Source organism: Bhargavaea sp. GQ12 (genome assembly GCF_059758705.1).
The window spans coordinates 1-16,426 of the sequence record NZ_JCAXEU010000017.1 but is presented as its reverse complement, the minus strand read 5'-3'; the positions used below and the strand labels follow the sequence as shown (position 1 = coordinate 16,426).

The 16,426-nt window shown below is 53.6% G+C and carries 18 protein-coding genes; 2 read left to right on the top strand and 16 right to left on the bottom strand.

The window, feature by feature from the left end:
• Nucleotides 1-20: 20 nt before the first annotated feature.
• The 9 genes from AC6CHQ_RS13340 to AC6CHQ_RS13300 all read right to left on the bottom strand — a co-directional run bounded on the left by AC6CHQ_RS13340 (nucleotide 21) and on the right by AC6CHQ_RS13300 (nucleotide 8,152).
• On the bottom strand, nucleotides 21-227 hold the full coding sequence (locus tag AC6CHQ_RS13340; RefSeq protein ID WP_498081773.1) for a hypothetical protein: 207 nt from the start codon (nucleotides 225-227) through the stop codon (nucleotides 21-23).
• Between the two features lie 182 nt (nucleotides 228-409).
• Nucleotides 410-1,024, bottom strand: coding sequence for a PH domain-containing protein (locus AC6CHQ_RS13335; protein WP_498081772.1), 615 nt, complete (start codon nucleotides 1,022-1,024; stop codon nucleotides 410-412).
• A gap of 122 nt (nucleotides 1,025-1,146) precedes the next feature.
• Entirely contained in the window at nucleotides 1,147-2,268 is a 1,122-nt protein-coding gene (locus AC6CHQ_RS13330; protein WP_498081771.1) for an NAD(P)/FAD-dependent oxidoreductase, read from the bottom strand.
• A gap of 56 nt (nucleotides 2,269-2,324) precedes the next feature.
• Nucleotides 2,325-3,227: a hydroxymethylglutaryl-CoA lyase gene (locus AC6CHQ_RS13325; RefSeq protein ID WP_498081770.1), complete on the bottom strand. Its 903-nt coding sequence runs from the start codon at nucleotides 3,225-3,227 to the stop codon at nucleotides 2,325-2,327.
• Nucleotides 3,214-3,840 carry a flavin reductase family protein gene (locus AC6CHQ_RS13320; RefSeq protein WP_251239200.1) on the bottom strand — a complete coding sequence of 209 codons (627 nt, stop codon included), beginning with the start codon at nucleotides 3,838-3,840 and terminating at the stop codon, nucleotides 3,214-3,216. Before AC6CHQ_RS13320 ends, AC6CHQ_RS13325 begins: the two co-directional genes overlap by 14 nt.
• Nucleotides 3,830-5,077 (bottom strand): MFS transporter, encoded by a 1,248-nt coding sequence (locus AC6CHQ_RS13315; RefSeq protein ID WP_251239201.1) that lies wholly within the window; start codon nucleotides 5,075-5,077, stop codon nucleotides 3,830-3,832. Before AC6CHQ_RS13315 ends, AC6CHQ_RS13320 begins: the two co-directional genes overlap by 11 nt.
• 12 nt (nucleotides 5,078-5,089) lie before the next feature.
• Nucleotides 5,090-6,604 carry a sodium:solute symporter family protein gene (locus tag AC6CHQ_RS13310; RefSeq protein WP_251239202.1) on the bottom strand — a complete coding sequence of 505 codons (1,515 nt, stop codon included), beginning with the start codon at nucleotides 6,602-6,604 and terminating at the stop codon, nucleotides 5,090-5,092.
• Entirely contained in the window at nucleotides 6,601-6,864 is a 264-nt protein-coding gene (locus tag AC6CHQ_RS13305; protein WP_092049865.1) for a hypothetical protein, read from the bottom strand. Before AC6CHQ_RS13305 ends, AC6CHQ_RS13310 begins: the two co-directional genes overlap by 4 nt.
• Before the next feature lie 85 nt (nucleotides 6,865-6,949).
• Nucleotides 6,950-8,152, bottom strand: coding sequence for a CaiB/BaiF CoA transferase family protein (locus tag AC6CHQ_RS13300; RefSeq protein ID WP_498081820.1), 1,203 nt, complete (start codon nucleotides 8,150-8,152; stop codon nucleotides 6,950-6,952).
• Between the two features lie 295 nt (nucleotides 8,153-8,447).
• Here AC6CHQ_RS13300 and AC6CHQ_RS13295 point away from each other — a divergent pair, with 295 nt between their 5' ends.
• Nucleotides 8,448-9,125, top strand: a complete 678-nt coding sequence (locus AC6CHQ_RS13295) for a GntR family transcriptional regulator (RefSeq protein WP_498081769.1) — start codon at nucleotides 8,448-8,450, stop codon at nucleotides 9,123-9,125.
• Between the two features lie 96 nt (nucleotides 9,126-9,221).
• On the opposite strand, the gene AC6CHQ_RS13290 is transcribed toward AC6CHQ_RS13295, so the two are convergent.
• From AC6CHQ_RS13290 to AC6CHQ_RS13260, 7 genes are all read right to left on the bottom strand, one after another.
• A complete protein-coding gene (locus AC6CHQ_RS13290; RefSeq protein WP_498081768.1) occupies nucleotides 9,222-10,415 on the bottom strand; it encodes a thiolase family protein in 1,194 nt (397 codons plus the stop codon).
• Complete coding sequence (locus tag AC6CHQ_RS13285; RefSeq protein ID WP_498081767.1) at nucleotides 10,412-11,539, bottom strand: muconate cycloisomerase family protein; 1,128 nt, start codon at nucleotides 11,537-11,539, stop codon at nucleotides 10,412-10,414. Before AC6CHQ_RS13285 ends, AC6CHQ_RS13290 begins: the two co-directional genes overlap by 4 nt.
• Nucleotides 11,540-11,555: 16 nt before the next feature.
• Complete coding sequence (locus tag AC6CHQ_RS13280; RefSeq protein ID WP_424236846.1) at nucleotides 11,556-12,197, bottom strand: 3-oxoacid CoA-transferase subunit B; 642 nt, start codon at nucleotides 12,195-12,197, stop codon at nucleotides 11,556-11,558.
• The gene (locus tag AC6CHQ_RS13275; protein WP_498081766.1) at nucleotides 12,194-12,880 is read right to left on the bottom strand and encodes a CoA transferase subunit A; all 687 of its coding nucleotides are present in this window, start codon (nucleotides 12,878-12,880) and stop codon (nucleotides 12,194-12,196) included. Before AC6CHQ_RS13275 ends, AC6CHQ_RS13280 begins: the two co-directional genes overlap by 4 nt.
• Nucleotides 12,881-12,883: 3 nt before the next feature.
• Nucleotides 12,884-13,615: a carboxymuconolactone decarboxylase family protein gene (locus tag AC6CHQ_RS13270; protein WP_498081765.1), complete on the bottom strand. Its 732-nt coding sequence runs from the start codon at nucleotides 13,613-13,615 to the stop codon at nucleotides 12,884-12,886.
• Nucleotides 13,616-13,654: 39 nt separating this feature from the next.
• The gene (locus AC6CHQ_RS13265) at nucleotides 13,655-14,497 is read right to left on the bottom strand and encodes an alpha/beta fold hydrolase (RefSeq protein ID WP_498081764.1); all 843 of its coding nucleotides are present in this window, start codon (nucleotides 14,495-14,497) and stop codon (nucleotides 13,655-13,657) included.
• A 111-nt stretch (nucleotides 14,498-14,608) separates the two neighbouring features.
• A complete protein-coding gene (locus tag AC6CHQ_RS13260; protein WP_498081763.1) occupies nucleotides 14,609-15,388 on the bottom strand; it encodes a dioxygenase family protein in 780 nt (259 codons plus the stop codon).
• A 208-nt stretch (nucleotides 15,389-15,596) separates the two neighbouring features.
• On the opposite strand from AC6CHQ_RS13260, the gene AC6CHQ_RS13255 reads away from it, so the two are divergent.
• Nucleotides 15,597-16,388 carry an IclR family transcriptional regulator domain-containing protein gene (locus tag AC6CHQ_RS13255; RefSeq protein WP_285858881.1) on the top strand — a complete coding sequence of 264 codons (792 nt, stop codon included), beginning with the start codon at nucleotides 15,597-15,599 and terminating at the stop codon, nucleotides 16,386-16,388.
• The last annotated feature ends 38 nt before the right edge of the window (nucleotides 16,389-16,426 follow it).

The window sequence follows — 16,426 nt, the reverse complement described above, 5'->3', positions numbered from 1 at the left end:
TTGGGAACGTCATTCTCAGGCTAAGCTTTTTCTTTTGGCTCTTCTACTTTTGTCTCTTCTACTTCTTTAGGATTCTCGGTCATTTCAGCAGAAACTGGCTTGCTTTCTTCGTTCGTCTCCGCTTTTTCATCATTATTGCCGTTTACAGCAACTACAATAATAATTGCAAGTGCCCAAATCCACCACTTTTTATAGAAGGGTTTTTTCTGTTTTTGTTTTTTACTCATTCCTATTATCCCCTTTATATATCATAATACTTAAATACTACCATATATTAATAGTCAAAAGGGATTATAAATTAAATTTTAAAATAGGCATTTAGACTTTTTTGTGACAAGAACTTCTACAGCTCAACTAAAACGAACTCCAAACAAAAAAGAGAAGGCGCAGCCACGCCTTCTCCCATCAATCAGTTATTAATATATTTCTCAAACACCGCTCCGAAATCTTTATCATGGTACTTTGCACGCGCCTGCTGCATCCAGTTAAATCCGAATTCGGTCAGCTTCTCGTATTGTTCGGAAAGCTGAACATCCGAAGGTCGCGCGTTGTGGAGCACCTGGACAGCGCGGTCAAGGCTTTGAGTGGCCATGTCCATCTGAATGCTGTTTTCGTGCGTCACTTCAGCGATATAGACAAGCGCTTTGTACAGGTCTTTCAGCTGATCCAGCTGTTTCTTGTCGACATCGATGCTGTAGGCCTGGTTGCCCAGTGTGAACTTGATTTCTACATCAAGATCGACTTTCCCGGCAGTCTCCAGCGCAACATCCGCGAATTTGTATTGGGAGTACGCATAACGCTTAAGCGTCCGCTTGGAAGACACGGCAGTGTCTCCGTCCACATGGATGAACGCAATGTTCGTGAAGCAGTACTCGTCCGCTTTCGTCTTGATCAGGAAATAGATTTTCTCGTTGTCCTCGTGACGGATGTAATCATCGGCGTCCGTCTTGTCATAGTCCGCAGGCCCGATAATCTTCCCGATGTCCGACAGTCCAAGCGCGTCGGAAGCGATTTTCTTCAGCATGGTACAGCCCCTCTTCCTCTATATAAACTCACTTTCAGTATAACATTTCACAATTAGATATCCGGACAAAAAAGGAGCGTGCAGGTTTGAACCGCCCTCACGCTCGCTCATAGAATCCCTCTTCACTTCACCGCCGCACCCCTTAACGGATGATAGGCACTTAAATCCATTCCTGTCTCCTCCCCCACAGCAAGACAGGCCGCCAGATAACCGACATAAGGCCCCATCGTGAGACCCGACGGCCCCAGCCCCGTCGCGATTGTGACTTGGCCGATTTCCTCCAACTTACCGAGCAGCGGAAGAGAATCCTCGCCCATCGGCCGGAAGCCGATCCGGACTTCTCTCAGCGTTCCCGACGAGAGTCCTGGAGCAATCCGGAGAGCTTCACCCGTGACTTCATGCACCCCTCCGACTGTCTGCCGGTAATCAAATCCTGAGCCGGTCTCCCTTGTTGCCCCCGCCACTACCCGTGAATCATCAAACGCCAGCATATAGTGGCTGCTATGCGGCAGGACGACCGGCCAGTCGGAAGTGTTTTCCCCCTGCATATCTATATGAAGAATCTGTCCCCGCTGCGGCTGCACGTTCACCCGGACACCGAGCGGTTCCAGAAGTTCGGGCACCCAGGCGCCAGCGGTTACGATCACTTGGTCAGCATCGATGATCTCATTACCGGCGGCCACGCCTGTCACCTTGCCCCCGTCCGAAATGAGACTCGCTCTCCCTTCCACGATCCGCGCGCCATTCTTGCCGGCCGCCCTCACCATCGCCTCGCGCAGCAACCGGCCGTCAATCCTTGCCGCGCCGGAGACAAAGACAGATTCGAGTTCTTCATTTAATGGAGGGAACCTGCGACGGGTCTCCTCGGCGTCGAGCCGCTGGACATCTCCCAATTCAGGTGCATCCGCCTTCTTGGCCCGGACTGCTTCTTCGATCTGGTCGAGCTTCTCGGGACGGTCACTCACACAAAGCGCGCCGACCCGCTTGTAACTTGTTCGGTGCTCTCCGTTCCCTTTCAGGCGGCCAATCAAATCAGGATAGAACTTTGCGCCTTCTTTCGCAAGGCGGTACCAATCCGGGTCGTCCGCATGAGAAACCCAGGGACAGATGATCCCGGCTCCTGCCAATGTCGCTTTCCCCTTCTGTTCCTTGTCGATCAGAATCACTTCTGCATCCGCCCGCCTGCTCAGATGATAGGCGGCACTTGCGCCGACGATACCCGCTCCGATTATGGCGACTTTCATGGCGTCACTCCTTCTTTTGATAGGATAATAAAAGCGCCCTATTGGACGCTTTTCTCTTAAACCGTATGCACTGTCTTCGCCGTACCCGCCTTCATGACCTGCCCCGGGAGTTTATATCCCAGAATCTCCTGCATTCTTCCGGCTGTGCCGATCAGCCCTTCCAGGTCGACACCTGTTTCCACATCCATCAGCTCCAGCATATGGGCGACATCGTCCAGCGCGACATTGCCGCTTGCTCCCGGAGCAAACGGGCAGCCGCCGATTCCTCCGAGCGCGGCATCAAAGTGCCGGATGCCTTCCTGGTACCCGGCCACCAGATTGGCAAGACCCATGCCGCGCGTATTATGCAGATGCAATGCGAACCGCTGTTCCGGGAAGCGTGCGGAAAGTGTGCGGACAAATTCCGTCACTTGTTTGGGATTGGCCATTCCCGTTGTATCACAGAGTGTGATCTGGGACAGGCCCATATCAGCGACTTTCTCAATGACTGTCTGCACTTTTTCCACGGGGTACAAACCTTCAAACGGACAGCCGAATGTCGTCCCCAGGCTCAGGACGATGCGGTCAGGAGAAAATACTTTCGTAATTTCTTGCAGTTGATCCAAGGATTCTCCCACGGTCCTACGCACATTTTTCTGGTTGTGCGTTTCGCTGATCGACAGAACAAAGTTAATCTTGTCCGCTCCGGCTTCGCGAGCCAGCTCCGCGCCTTTCAGGTTGGGCACAAGGACGATAATTTCTGCATCCCCGCGGTTAATGCGTGCCAGCACTTCCTTGGCATCCTTTAATTGAGGCACCGCCTTCGGTGAAACGAATGAAGTCGCTTCAAGTCGCTTGACTCCTGATGCGAGGATTCCGTTCAGGATTTCCACTTTCCTGTCGGTCGGAATCCATTCCTTCTCCATCTGGAACCCATCCCGTCCGGTCACATCAGTCAGCACGGCTTCAGGATTTGCCATTCAGCACGCCCCCTTTCACTTTCGGCAATTTATAAAACTCTTTCATCTCCGCATAACCGCCCGCAAGCCGGCCAAGCGGATTCAGCCGGTCGAGGTCCACTTTATATGGCTCCACATAGTACTCTTCCTGTATATGATAATTCACTACTTTTCCGAGAATCAGATGATCCGACCCGAGATCGATGATCCGGTCCAGCTCAAGCTCAAACGAGATTGGAGCCTCGCCCACCCTAGGTACACCGGTCACTGTATCGAGCACGCCAGTCAGCCCCGCCATTTCGAATTCATCCACTTCGGGCGCATGATTCAGTGATGTCTCATGCATCGCTTCCCCAAGGTCAGCGCCAAGGATATTAATCACATACTTCGACGTATCCCGTATATTCCGGAGCGTGTCTTTTACGGTCCCTTTTCTTTCCCCTACTCCGGGTCCGATCGAAATACAAAGCATCGGCGGTTTTCTCGATGCCACCGTGAAGAAACTGAAAGGGGCCAGGTTCCGGTTCCCATCCGTATCAATGGTAGATACCCAGGCGATGGGTCTAGGCACCACTGCTCCAGTCATCAGTTTGTAAGCGTCTTTTGTTTCGAGCGTTCGCAAATCAATCTGCATGGGCTGCCTCCTTAAGTCTTTGTTGTTTTTCTATTCCCGATGCCAGCTTCAGTGAAATCAGCACCAACATCAACAGAGCCAGCAGGAACCACCAGGCGTACTGGAAGGAATGGCTGATATCCACCATCATCCCGAACAGGGGCGGAACAAAAAGTACGCCACATGACCCGATGGTAAGAGTAAACCCTGTCGACAATCCGACACGTTCCTTTGGTACCACTTCAGTTGCACTGTTCATCCAGATTCCGTTATAGCCTGCTATGCAGAAACCGAGCACTGCGGCAATAACGGCCAGTACATAGTAAGGTGTTCCCGCCGGCAAAATGCTGATCAGGGTGATGAATACCGCTGAAATCAGCGTGACCAGGATCAGGATGATGATCCGCCTGGACTGGAACAGGGTGTCACTGATGATGCCCCACCCGATCCGGCCAAGCGAACCGGCCACCTCTGATATGACCAACAAGCCGGCCGCGGCGGTCAGGCTGATGCCGATAAATTCATGACTATAAATGACCAGATACGTATTGAAGGTCATCTGGATTCCGGTCAGTCCCATTGCGGCGAGACTGATCAACAGAAGGGGACGGTTTTTCGCGACATCCGATAAGCCCGAAAACAGGTTCTTCCAACCGCGTTCCTTCGCGGATACCCGGCCAATTCCCGCTGGCTCCTTATAGAAAAAGGATGCCAGCAAGCCTCCGGTAATCAGCAGGACAGCCGAAGTCAGGATTGAAATTTTCCATCCGTATGCCTCACCGAGCGGCAACAGGATAATCGCTGCAAGAGCGGAACCGAAAGTCACACCCATCTGTTTGATCCCCATCGCGATTCCCCGCTTCTCCGGAAACCAGAAGAAAATCCCCTTGTTCGCTGTCGGATGCATTGCCCCGTATCCCAGTCCTGCCACGGTGATGCACAATAGCACAAATCCGAAATATGGCAGCAGGGACATGGCGATAAACGCTCCGGTTACGCAGGTTGCCACCAGGATGAGCATCGTTCTCGAAGAAACCGTGTCTGACAGATAGCCGGATGGAATGGCAATCATCGCCTGCCCGAGAAAGAGGGCAGCCGTCAGCATGCCGATCTGCGAGTTGGTCAGGTTCAGGTCATATCCGATCAATATACTGAGTGGCGCAATGCTGCGCCCCGCAAATGCCACTAATATCTGCACAACAAGCAACCATAGCAACATCGTCCACGATTGCCTTAACACAATAGAATGGGATCCCATCCCTTCATCTCCTTAGTTCTGGGTCGGCATCCTTGTTAGAGCCGGTGCCGCCACTTCCTCATCATCTTCTTCAGCTGAAGGGACGAGGATGGAGCCGACGACCGCAACGAGGAAGTTCAGTGCCAGCCCGATGACTCCGCCATGGATGCCCATGACCGTTTTATGGCCTGTCCATGTCATCAGTCCGGCGACGACCGCACCGAGAAGCATTCCCCAGAATACCGGTTTCGAGGACATCTTCTTCCAGTAAATGCCGAGCACAAATGCCGGGAACACCTGCACGAGCAGCTCGAACTTCAGAACGAAGATTTCATACAGGGTGCCCGGAGGATTCCAGGCAATCCAGAGAAGAAGCGAGATCACGACAACGCCTGCGATTTTTCCGACCATCAGTTTCTTCTTTTCAGGTGCAGTCGGATTGATATATTTTCCGTACAAATCGTTCGAGACGATCGAAGAGAAGCTGAGAAGGACCGAGTCTGCAGTGGAGATGATTGCCGCGACGATGGCACCGAAGAAGATGATCATCACCCAGTAGAAGAATCCATTGATTCCGGCAATTTCATTAGCCAGAAGTCCGACCAGCTGCTCAGACCCCGCGGTGTCCAGGCCTGGAATAACGACGATTCCGATCAGGCCGATGAACAGGACAAGACCCGTCGTAATCGGCGGCATCCACGCCATGCGGGCAAACGACCTTTTCAGTGTCCGCTCGCTTTTTGAAGCGAAAATCCTCTGGACCGCATGCGGGTAGATGGCCGCTCCGAACCCGACCAGAAGCAGCATGCTGAACCAGTTGATTGATGTGGTGAGGTCCGGCACACCGACAAGACCCGGATCAACGTTCGCGATGCTTTCGGTGATCGTCCCGATTTTTCCTCCCGCCAAATAAATGGCACCGATCAGGAAGATGACCACCCCGACCATGAGGACAACCCCCTGCATGACATCGGTAAAGGCGACAGCACGCATGCCACCCATCCACTCATAGGCCAGCATGACAAGGATGAATCCGACAACTGCCACCTGGTAAGGAATTGTGCCGCCAGTCAGGCTGGTGACTGCATGGCCGATCGCGACCAGTTGTTCCAAGAGATAGTTGCCCAGTCCCCAAAGCATAAGGAAAATCGCCAGGATCGTGACCCGCTTCGATTTGAAGCGATGGCTCAGCCAGTCGGAAGGCGTGATGAAGTTATACTTTTTGCCCAGTACATACATCCTCGGTGCAAAGAGAAGGTAGATCCCGATGATGATGGTCATAAAGGAAATCGACTGCAGCCAGGTCAACCCGGTCCGGTAAGCCGACGGCGCATATCCGACAATCGTGTTTCCGCTGTACTGTGTGGCATATAGGGTGAAGAACAGCGCGACAATCCCGAGGTTCCGGCCGGCAAGATAGTAGTTGCTGAGGCTGTGGTTGACCGTTTTATCGGAACGCCCGGCGAACCAGCCGATCGCAAGCATAATGACTGCATAGGCGACGAGGATGATGACCCCGTCCAAGCCAGCAAACTTGAGTTCTGTCATTCTGCCGCTCCCCCTTCCCGCTGCTCCTGCTCTTCTTCATCTTCTACAAGGTTCCACTGCGTCATCGTGACCCAATACAGGTAACCGCTCAGGACAAGTGATGCAACCAGGATGATCAATGCCCAGTATGGCAATCCGAACACCAAAGGATAGATGTCCCCCACCGGAAAATACCACGGAACATTTGCCAGAACGATCAGCACCAGTCCGATCCAGATCCACTTTTTCCGGATCGGCTCTTTGATAGATTTGGAATTCATATACTCTCTCCTCATCAGAATTTTCCCCTGTACCCTTCGGTCCGTTTTCTTGGTGCAGATCTGGCTGAAGATCGACCTTATGCGATCAGATGATATTCTTTTGTTTTAGTTCTTCCAGCTTCTCTTCGTCGTACTCCAAAAGCTTTCCGTAGACTGCCGCATTATCTTTGCCTACTGACTCGGCCCCTACATGCTTGACTCCCCCTGGCGTCCTGCTGAGCTTCGGTACAATGCCCGGCATCGGGAACTCGCCCAAGGTAGGGTGCTCGGTCTTGATAATCATTTCCCGCGCCGCGTAGTGCGGGTCTTCCACAATATCCTTCGCGGAATAGATCAGTCCGGACGGCACGCCATGCTCTTCAAGAAGCGCCAGGATCTCTTTGGCATCCAGGCTCTTCGTCCATTCCTCAATCAGTGCATCCAGCTGCTTCTGGTTTTCACCTCGAGCCAAGTGGGTCGCATATCGCTTGTCTTCCGCCAGCTCCGGCTGTCCCATCGCCTCACATAGTCTCCTGAACACGCCGTCTGCGTTGGCCCCGATGACGACATAGGTTTTGTCTTTCGTGAAGTAGATATTGGACGGCGCCACTCCCGGCAGGACATTCCCCATCCGTTCACGGATATAGCCTGCCAAGAGATAATCCGGAATGAGGCTCTCCATGACGGCAAAGACTGATTCATAGATGGCCGTATCGACAACCTGCCCTTTGCCTGACTGATGGCGCTCCTGAAGGGCGACAAGTGTGCCGATCGTAGCGAACAAAGCTGCCAGCGTATCACCGATGGAAATCCCGATCCTTGAAGGTGCCCTGTCTTCGAAACCGGTGACATAGCGGATACCGCCCATCGCTTCACCGACACTGCCGAAACCAGCCTTTTTGTGGTAGGGGCCCGTCTGGCCGAACCCTGAAGTCCGGGTCATGATCAGCTTCGGATTGATCTCGGACAGCGACTCATAGGAAAGCCCCCATTTCTCGAACGTCCCCGGCCGGAAGTTCTCGATCAGGATATCGGCCTCCGCCACGAGCTCTTTCAGAATCTCCTGACCTTCAGGCGTCCGGAGATTCAAGGTGATCGATTTCTTGTTCCGTGATTGGATCGGCCACCATAGGCCGACCCCCTCCTTCGACTTGCCCCAATTCCTCAGCGGATCGGAAACATCCGGCGCTTCAATCTTGATCACCTCAGCCCCAAAGTCACCAAGCAAACGTCCTGTAAACGGACCGGCCAGCAAGGTGCCCAGCTCCAGGACACGGATTCCCTCAAGCGGCAGCTTATGCTCTTCCACAGAAGAATTCCCTTCCTGTGTGGAATCCGCTTCTAGTGGCTTCTCCTGAAAATGAACCACGGTACCATCCCCATTCAGATAAATTTAATTTATCAAAAAATATCATATGGTATACAATAGGTCAATAACATTCTTAAATTTTAATGAATTCCTTTAATAATTGATTATAATGTATACAATTAAGGGAAAATCGGCATTCACGCATGCCAATGCTTAGGTCTTATTTCCTTTATAGCGCAGCTCGTCTACACTGGTAAAAAGACTTCTGTGTAAAATCCTTAGAAAGGAACTGCTTATGAATCCATACACTTATATAAAAAACGCCATCATCGTCGGCCATTACAAGCCGGGAACACGACTGACCGAAAAAGCGCTCGCGGACGAACTCCAGGTGAGCCGGACCCCGATCCGCGAAGCGATCAAGCAACTGGAAGTCGACGGGCTGATCACGCCATACAAAAAACGCGGCTATGTCGTAAAGTCCTTTTCAATTGAAGACATCCGCCAAATCTACAATATCCGTGCGCTGCTTGAAGGGTACGCAACCGGAGAAGCCGCTCTGAACCGTACTGAAGAGGCCCTCGGCAAAATAGCTCATAAAAACGAATTGTACCGGCAGGCAATTGACTCCCTTGACCGGGAGGACATTGAAACCATCCAACACATCCAACGGATCAATCAGGAGTTCCATAGCGAAATTTTCTTGGCTTCCGGAAACGAGCACCTCATATCCATGATCGAACGGGTTGTGGTTGTCCCGATTATTTTCCGCTCCTTTTATTGGTACGACGAACACCAATTAATGCGTTCGCTTCAGGTCCACGAGACCATCCTGAATGCCATCCGAAACCATGAAAGTGACCGGGCGAGAGTGGCAATGGAAGAACATATTTATCAGGGGCGGGATGATGTAATAGCAGCATTGCGAAAGCAAGATATATTATCAGATTCAACAAGTGAATCTCAGATGTAAAATATGATGCCGGGCGAGAAAAATAGTTTTTCTCACCCGGCATCAATAAATAAGACCAGGTGAGAAAACAGTCCGTTTTCTCACCTGGTCTATTCATTAAGCTCTTAAATTCTCCACAATCGTCGCAATGCCCATGCCGCCTGCGATGCAGAGCGTCACGAGGCCGTAGCGGCCGCCGGTGCGCTCAAGTTCATGCAGCACCTTCGTCAGGAGGATGGCTCCTGTCGCGCCGATCGGGTGGCCGAGGGCGATGGCGCCGCCGTTCGGGTTGACCTTCTCGATATCCAGGCCGAGCTCGTTGATGCAGGCAACCGCCTGGGCAGCGAATGCCTCGTTCAGTTCGATGACATCAAGGTCCGCGACCGTGAGGCCTGCCTGGCGCAATGCTTTTTGCGTCGCCCCGACCGGGCCCATCCCCATGATATCAGGCGAGCATCCGGAAGATGCCTGTGCCACGATGCGGGCTTTTGGTGTGAGACCGTGGCGCTCGGCAGCTTCTTCACTGGTGACGAGCAGCGCTGCGGCGCCGTCGTTCCGGCCGCTGGCGTTGCCCGCGGTGACCGTGCCGCCTTCCTTGAAGACCGGCTTCAGTTTGGCAAGCTTTTCGAGGCTCGTTTCCCTCGGATGCTCGTCCGTCTTGAAGTCGATCGTCTGCCGGCGTTCCTGGACGGCGTACGGGATGATCTGCTCTTCAAAGCGGCCTTCCCGGATCGCCGCCGCGGTACGCTCCTGGCTAAGCAGGGCGAATTCATCCTGTTGCTCGCGGGAGATGCCGTACTTCTCCGCGACATTTTCAGCGGTAATGCCCATGTTCAGGTTCCCAAATTCCTCAACAGGCTGGGAACCCGGCTGGCTTTCCGTGTTCGGATCCTTCAGCATCGTGTTACCCGCCTTCACACCAAACCGAACGCCGCTCACATAATACGGCGCGGTACTCATCGATTCCGCGCCGCCTGCGATGATGACGTCGCTCAGACCCATGCCGATCTGCTGGGCGGCGGAGTTGACCGCCTGGACGCCCGAACCGCACTGGCGGTGCACGGTATAACCCGGCACGCTTGCCGGAATACCCGCACGGAGCAGCGCAAGGCGCGCAAGGTTCGACTCATCCGCGCTCTGCTTGGCCTGTCCGAGGATGACTTCTTCCACGATCTCTTTATCGATGCCCGTCCGCTCGATCAGTGCCTCCATGACGTGAGCCGCCAGGTAGTTCGCCGGCACATTTCCGAGCGAACCGCCCAGTTTGCCGATCGCCGTTCGGACGGAATCGATGATGACTGCGTTCTTCATGCAAGCACCCCTTTTTCACGTGAGTAATGTTCCACTTTTTCAAGGTCGACATCGACGCCGAAGCCCGGACCATCGGGAACGATGACTTCGAAATCCTTGAACTCGATTCCGTTCGTCGTGATGGAATCCTTGAACAAAAGCGGACCGAACAGTTCGGTGCCGAACTTCATCGGCGGCATGGTCGAATACAGCTGGACCGCCATCGCCGTTCCGAGGTCCGACTCGATCATCGTTCCGCCGTACAGGCCAAGGCCCGCCGCTTCCGCGATGCCGGCTGCCTGCTTGACTGCAGAGAGTCCGCCCGTCTTGCCGATCTTGAGTGCGATCGAATTGCCGGCGCGGTGCTTGGCGATGTGGAAGATTTCCTGGATCGAGGTCGCGCCTTCGTCCGCCAGGATCGGTACCCGATACCGGTCGGCAAGACGCGCCATCCCTTCATGGTTCCACCCCGGAAGCGGCTGCTCGATCATCGAGATGCCGCCATCCTGGAGGATCGGGATGCATTGGTTAGCCGTGTCTTCATCCCACGCCTGGTTTACATCGACCGTGAGCCTTGCCCGGTCGCCGACCGCTTTCTGGATTTCAAGGACATGCCCGACGTTTTTCATCGGATCGCCCTTGCCGATCTTCAGCTTGAAAATGTTATGCCGTTTTTGACGCAGATACTCCTTGGCTTCCTCGATGTCCTTGCCGGTGTCGCCGCTTGCCAGTGTCCAGGCGACCGGCAGGCCGTCGTGGATCTTGCCGCCGAACAGCTCGTACGCCGGGATGTTCCGCTGGCGCGCGGCCAGATCGACAATCGCACTCTCGACAAGCGCCTTCGCGTGCAGGTTGCCGCGGACATGCACCGAAATGTCGTGCATGATCTTGCCGAAGCGGATCGGGTCCTGCCCGATCACATGCGGCGTGATGTACGTATCAATATTTGCCTTGATCGCTTCCGGAGTGGACTCGCCGTACGAAGCCCCGCCGATTGTCGCGATCTCCGACCAGCCTTCACGTCCTTCTGTATCCCTTACCCGCGCCACGACGACCGCCTGTTCGGTGATCGTATGCATCGCAAGCTGATGGGGCCGGATCGTCGGAAGGTCCAGAATGGCCACATGAACCGATTGGATGTTCATCTCAACTGCCCCCTCTTTACTCGATAAATGCTGCTTCCGTTTTTTCGCGCACTTCTTCGATCGTCGCACCCGGCATCAGTTCGACCAGGCGGAGCTGCTTGTCTTCCGTCACTTCAAACACAGCAAGTTCCGTGAAGATCATGTCCACACTTCGAGTCGAAGTAATCGGATACGTGCATTCTTTAAGAAGTTTCGGCGAACCATCCTTGGAAGTGTGGGTCATCGTGACGTAGACTTTCTTCGCTCCGACGAGCAGGTCCATCGCGCCGCCGACGCCCATAATGTTCTTCCCGGGAACCGCCCAGTTGGCGATCACGCCGTGCTCGTCCACCTGCAGTGCGCCGAGGATGGCTGCATCGACATGGCCGCCGCGGATCATGGCGAACGACTCGGAACTGTTGAAATATGCGGCTCCGACTGCCTCGCCGACCGGCAGCTTCCCGGCATTCACGAGGTTAGGATCAATATCTTCCTCTTCCACATCAGTGACGCCGAGCAGTCCGTTTTCCGTATGAAGATGGATGCTGTCGTCTTCCATGTATTCGGCGACAAGCGTCGGAATGCCGATGCCGAGGTTCACGCTCATTGGTCCTTTGAGTTCCTTAGCCACGCGCTCGGCAATCATATGTTGGATTTCCTGTTTTGTCATCGTCGTCATACGCTCACCACTCCTTCCTTCGTCAGCACCTGCTTGGCCTCAATGATGGCATCGACGAACAGATGGGGCGTGACAACTTCTTCCGGATTCAGCTCGCCCGGTTCGACGATTTCATCCACTTCCACGATGACTATCTTGGCAGCCGTCGCCATAAGCGGGTTGAAGTTTCGCGCCGTCTTGTAATAAACGAGATTGCCGAGCGTGTCCGCCTTGTGTGCGCGGATCAGCGCGACATCACCGCGGATCGCCTTCTCGAAAATGTACGGCACGCCATCAATCTCGCGCTCTTCTTTGCCCTTTGCCAAATCCGTTCCGACGCCGGTCGTTGTGTAATAGCCGCCGAGACCCGCTCCGCCTGCGCGGATCGATTCGGCAAGTGTTCCCTGGGGCAGCAATTCCAGTTCAATCTCGCCCGCCTGGTACTTGTCGCCGACATCCCGGTTGCTCGTGAAATACGAACCGATGCCTTTTTTGATCTTGCCCTGGTTCAGCAGCTTGCCGAGGCCCTTGCCCGATTCCCCCAGGTTGTTGGAGACGATCGTCAGCCCGCTGACATCCTTCTCGGTCAGTTCTTCAATAAGCGTGAGCGGCGCGCCGATCAGGCCGAATCCGCCAACAAGGATCGTATCCCCGGACTTCACACCTTCAAGCGCTTCTGCCGCGCTTTGCTTTCGTTTTGTCATCGTTTATCCCTCCGACTTTGTTTCTGCCGATGCCTTCAGCGAATCGCTCAACTCGAACCAGGCCGGGATTCCCGCAGTCAAAATGCAGATGTAGCCGACATCGGCGAGTTCCGCCTCCGTGGCGCCCGCCTGCCGTGCGCGCTCCATCCACTGCACCGCACCATTTCCGTCCAGTTCAACAATATGGTTTCCGACCATATTGAGCAGCTTGAGCCTTGCCGGCACGAGTCCGTCCTCGAGCACCTTCTCCTCGATCTCCTGCCAATCGCCGCCTTCAATCACAGCCGCAACTTCCTCCAGATAGGAAGTATCTTCGCCTTCAAGCCACCCGATTACGACACGGAGCAGCCTTGCCGTACTCATCCCATCTGTTACCGGAACGGTTTTTCCGTTTAGCTCAAGCGCATAACGGATCGCTTCCATCGCGGTTTCAAATGCCCGGTCGCCTTTATATAGGAAGGCCGTCAGGAAATACTCCACGATTTCCGGGACAGAACTGCCGAAATCGACGGCCCCCTTTGTGTGGTACACCATGCTCCGGGGATAAAGCCGCGCAGCGTTCATGCCGGCAATCAGCACATCCTTTTCCTTGCGGGAAAGCGCGCCGTCCTGCATGATCTCCCCGCGGATGCCGGTGTATGTATCGAGCACCTCGGGACTGTAGTCATGCATCTTCTGAACCCAGCCCGGTACGGTGTCATAAACTTTTTTGAAATACTCCAGTGCTTCACTCATTGGTCAGCCCTCCATTTCAACCGATAGAAAGGGATGCACTTAGGCACTCCCCAATTTCCCCAAAAATGTCTTGATAGCCTGATTCACTTCCGGACGGTCTTCAAACACGAGTGTGTAGTGATTCGCATCTGTCTCGATCACGTCCAGATCCCGGATGGCCGACTTGGTCTTGTCGTAATGCTCTTCCAGAAAAAGCGGCGGCATCTGGCCGATTGCGCCGGATGCATAGACAAGCAGCACCGGGCAGCTGACCTTCGAACCGATTTCCTCCGGATCAAATGTGTAGAAGCTGTCGAAATCGGCACGGATGCCTGCTTCGTCAGACTTGTTTTCCCAGTGGCCATCCTTCTCGCCAACCTCATAGGCGGCTGTCTTGGCAATCTCGTCCGACCAGGTGATTCCGAGGTTCCCGTAGATTCTCCGGATTTCCGACACATACGCCTCCTGCGACTCATACGCCTTGCTGATCCTGCCGAGGGACGGTTCCACGATGCCACGCTGGTGTTCGGACATTTCCGCAGCGCCGTCGAGCAGAATCACGCCTTTCACGGAATCCAGGCGGCTGGCCACGATTGACGAGATAAATGCTCCCATCGAATAGCCCATCAGAATCGGATTTTCAATCCCCAATTCTTTAATCAGCCCAACAATATCTTCTGCATGATTGAAGATTGATGGCTCCCGGTCCAGTGCCGCAGAATTTCCGCGTCCCCTGAGATCGACCGCGACAATGCGGTAATCGTCCTTGAACCGGTCGATATAGTATTGAAGGTTCCGGTGATTGCCGGTGAGGCCGTGGATGGCGATGATGGTCCCCTTTTCCCCGGCATGATCAGCCACTTGGATGGCGTTCCCATTTACATTGACCTGATAGAATTCCATTCCGTCACCCCTTTTAATCGTACGTATAATGTACATTATATCGCTAAGCGTACTGTTAAGTCTAAAAAGAAAGAGGGCATCCGGCTGGAATGTCCCCCTTTCCTGTTTTGATTAGTTGTCGAAGCGGAGTACGAAATCAAGCTCAGCTTCTTTGTAATCCCCTTTGTCAACGAGCTTCGTCATGAGGGACTGGCGGACGCCGCGTGCGACATCTGTCTCGAGCCACTCGTCACCTTCGAAGAACACCTGAGTGATCAGCGTTTCATAGCCTTCCTGCTCGAATTTCATGTGGATGTGCGCCGGACGGAACGAATGGTAGCCCGCAGCACGAGTGAACTCCCCTGTCGGCCCGTCAGTCGGAATCGAGTACGGAATCGGCAGGATCGATTCCACTTCGAAGTCTCCGTTTTCGTCTGTGTAGAAATGGCTGCGGAGGTTGAAGTCCGGAGCGTCCGAGTCAAAGTTGGAGTAGTAACCGCTTGCATCATCCTGCCACCATTCGACTTTCGCGTTGGCAAGTTTCTTGCCGTTGACATCGGAAACATTCCCTTTGAAACGCAGTTTTTCTCCGGGCTCGTCATCACGCATGTTGATTTTTGCAGGCTTGCCTTCGACCAATGGAGAACCGTCGGCCCAGTAAGGTCCGAGGAGGGATGGCTCCGTACCCGGAAGGTCTTTGTACTTTGCTTCCAGGACATACGTTTCAACAAAAACATCAAGGTAGAGCGGAATTTCACCGGAGCGTCCGAGACGGTCTGCCCAATTCACAAAGTTCGTGTACTCTTCATGGTTCAGGTTGGCTTCCGCCAAAAACTCTTTCATGTGTTTAACGAAAAGATCGTATACCTCGACGACACGGTTGTTGACTGCAGTTTCAGTTGCATTTGCCATTTAAATCTCTCCTTTTTAATCAGCATTTTGGTCCTATGGTCGCGACAAAGATTTCACTAGCAGGATGCAAACCCATTAAAAGCGCTTGCATAAAGCGTTTACAAAAAATGTGGTTGAAAAAAGAAGTAACTTGTTGTACGATTTGCGTACATGTTTTCGTTTGTCGTACAACTTGTTTTCATTATAGAAAGGAGACATTACTTTGTCAATGCAAGATTCTAAAAATTTCAGAGAAAGTAAGGACTATATTCAGTCTTTAGAGCGTGGGCTAATGGTCATACAGGCTTTTTCAGCCGAAACCCCGCAGCTCACGGTAAGCCAGGCTGCAGCGGCGACAAGCCTGTCACGCCCGGCCGTGCGGCGCATCCTTCTTACATTGGAGGCACTCGGTTTTGCGGAATCCGCAAATGGCATCTACTCACTTACCGCACGCACGCTCACCCTCGGCTACGCTTATTTGTCTTCAAAAAATATCTGGGCCCTCGCTCAGCCGTTCATGCGGGAATTCACGGACAAAACCGGCGAGTCCTGTTCTATATCTGTCCTGGACGGAAATGAGATCGTGTATGTAGCCCGTGTCCAGGCCAAACGGATCATGCGGATCAACCTGGATGTCGGATCCCGGCTCCCCGCCTATGCCACCTCAATGGGCCATATCCTTCTGGCCCATCAGCCGGAAGATAAGTTGGAAGAACTTCTGAAGGACATCCCGTTTGAAGGATTCACTTCAAATACGATTACTGACCGGGAGTTTCTGAAAAAAGAGCTAGGAGAAGTAAAAAATCGGGGATGGGCCGGGGTGGATCAGCAATTGGAGGAAGGACTGCGTTCCATTGCTGTTCCGATTCTCGTAAACGGAAAAGTCATCGCGGCCATCAACTGCTCGGCTCATGCTGGCCGCGTCAGCAAAGAAGAACTGAGGGGCCCGTACCTGGAAATGCTGCGGGAGACCGCACGGGACATCAGCTCGGCAATCACCGCATCCGGACAAACCATATAAAATGGCCCAGCGATCTGGATGCCTGCCCATTTTGTTGC

Excerpts from the sequence above, each read along its gene's own strand:
- AC6CHQ_RS13325 (WP_498081770.1), bottom strand. The coding sequence starts at position 3,227 with ATGGCAAATCCTGAAGCCGTGCTGACTGATGTGACCGGACGGGATGGG.
- AC6CHQ_RS13270 (WP_498081765.1), bottom strand. The coding sequence starts at position 13,615 with ATGAGTGAAGCACTGGAGTATTTCAAAAAAGTTTATGACACCGTACCG.
- AC6CHQ_RS13305 (WP_092049865.1), bottom strand. The coding sequence starts at position 6,864 with ATGAATTCCAAATCTATCAAAGAGCCGATCCGGAAAAAGTGGATCTGG.
- AC6CHQ_RS13330 (WP_498081771.1), bottom strand. The coding sequence starts at position 2,268 with ATGAAAGTCGCCATAATCGGAGCGGGTATCGTCGGCGCAAGTGCCGCC.
- AC6CHQ_RS13255 (WP_285858881.1), top strand. The coding sequence starts at position 15,597 with ATGCAAGATTCTAAAAATTTCAGAGAAAGTAAGGACTATATTCAGTCT.
- AC6CHQ_RS13260 (WP_498081763.1), bottom strand. The coding sequence starts at position 15,388 with ATGGCAAATGCAACTGAAACTGCAGTCAACAACCGTGTCGTCGAGGTA.
- AC6CHQ_RS13335 (WP_498081772.1), bottom strand. The coding sequence starts at position 1,024 with ATGCTGAAGAAAATCGCTTCCGACGCGCTTGGACTGTCGGACATCGGG.
- AC6CHQ_RS13310 (WP_251239202.1), bottom strand. The coding sequence starts at position 6,604 with ATGACAGAACTCAAGTTTGCTGGCTTGGACGGGGTCATCATCCTCGTC.
- AC6CHQ_RS13285 (WP_498081767.1), bottom strand. The coding sequence starts at position 11,539 with ATGAACATCCAATCGGTTCATGTGGCCATTCTGGACCTTCCGACGATC.
- AC6CHQ_RS13290 (WP_498081768.1), bottom strand. The coding sequence starts at position 10,415 with ATGAAGAACGCAGTCATCATCGATTCCGTCCGAACGGCGATCGGCAAA.
- AC6CHQ_RS13340 (WP_498081773.1), bottom strand. The coding sequence starts at position 227 with ATGAGTAAAAAACAAAAACAGAAAAAACCCTTCTATAAAAAGTGGTGG.
- AC6CHQ_RS13295 (WP_498081769.1), top strand. The coding sequence starts at position 8,448 with ATGAATCCATACACTTATATAAAAAACGCCATCATCGTCGGCCATTAC.
- AC6CHQ_RS13315 (WP_251239201.1), bottom strand. The coding sequence starts at position 5,077 with ATGGGATCCCATTCTATTGTGTTAAGGCAATCGTGGACGATGTTGCTA.
- AC6CHQ_RS13275 (WP_498081766.1), bottom strand. The coding sequence starts at position 12,880 with ATGACAAAACGAAAGCAAAGCGCGGCAGAAGCGCTTGAAGGTGTGAAG.
- AC6CHQ_RS13265 (WP_498081764.1), bottom strand. The coding sequence starts at position 14,497 with ATGGAATTCTATCAGGTCAATGTAAATGGGAACGCCATCCAAGTGGCT.
- AC6CHQ_RS13280 (WP_424236846.1), bottom strand. The coding sequence starts at position 12,197 with ATGACGACGATGACAAAACAGGAAATCCAACATATGATTGCCGAGCGC.
- AC6CHQ_RS13320 (WP_251239200.1), bottom strand. The coding sequence starts at position 3,840 with ATGCAGATTGATTTGCGAACGCTCGAAACAAAAGACGCTTACAAACTG.